This is a genomic window from Actinomadura napierensis (assembly GCF_039529375.1).
Classification (GTDB): domain Bacteria; phylum Actinomycetota; class Actinomycetes; order Streptosporangiales; family Streptosporangiaceae; genus Spirillospora; species Spirillospora napierensis.
Genome location: NZ_BAAAMR010000292.1, coordinates 1 through 770, shown reverse-complemented (window position 1 = coordinate 770; position 770 = coordinate 1). Strand labels below are relative to the sequence as shown.

At 68.3% G+C, this 770-nt stretch carries 2 protein-coding genes; both read right to left on the bottom strand.

Annotation, left to right across the window (positions count from 1 at the left end; translation table 11 throughout):
- Positions 1–297: 297 nt before the first annotated feature.
- The gene (locus ABD296_RS50855; RefSeq protein ID WP_027814028.1) at positions 298–501 is read right to left on the bottom strand and encodes an EAL domain-containing protein; all 204 of its coding nucleotides are present in this window, start codon (positions 499–501) and stop codon (positions 298–300) included.
- A partial coding sequence (gene merE, locus ABD296_RS49505) for a broad-spectrum mercury transporter MerE (RefSeq protein WP_455363886.1) occupies positions 498–770 on the bottom strand: 273 nt, incomplete at its 5' end. The genes ABD296_RS50855 and merE, both read right to left, overlap by 4 nt.

Genomic DNA, 770 nt, shown 5'->3' with positions numbered 1-770 from the left:
CTGGCCACGTCCTGGCCACGGTCGACCATCGCCACATCCAACGATGCCCCGAGGGCCCCATCGCCAGTTCCGACGATGACGGCCGCCGCTGGATCTCGCATCGCCACTTCCGACGATGAGATCCACTCTTTGACATTTGAGGGGCCAAGCTGCGGGGGATTCTCCCGGCCGGCGGACGCGAGAACCGGCTATGTCGTGCTACGCATCGAGCCAGGCGGCCACGGCCGCCCGTCTCGCCCCTGGCGGGCTTCCAGCGCCTTCCCGACGCTCACCGGGCCGGTGGCCCTCGCCGCTAGGCTACGAGGCCCTGGCGGGCCTTTCTGGCCCCTTCTCGGGGCCATAGAGGGCCGGCGCTGCCTGGTCGGCCTTGTGGGCTTCCGCGCCGACAATCCCACCACTGCGCAGATCGACGACGGGCTGGTAGTGCAGTTCAAGCTGCCCGCGCTCGACCGCTTGGGCCAGTTCCGGCGTCGTCCATCCATCCGGCCGGAAAGCGCTCATTCTCTTTCCCTGAATGCCCGCAACGCCCGCGACAGGGACAGAAGGAACAGGCCGGTCAAACCGAGCGCCGCGATGACCCAATGCTCGCCGAGGAAAGCACCGGCGGTTGTGCCGGCCAGCACGACAGCGAGGATGGGCAGGTGGCAGGGGCAAGTCAGCACAGCCAGTCCGCCCCACAGGTAGCCGGTGATCGGTTTGTGCGTCTCGGACGGCAAGCGCTCGGGGTTGTTCATGGCAGACTCTCCGCGTGCTGTGCCGGGTCGGTCGGC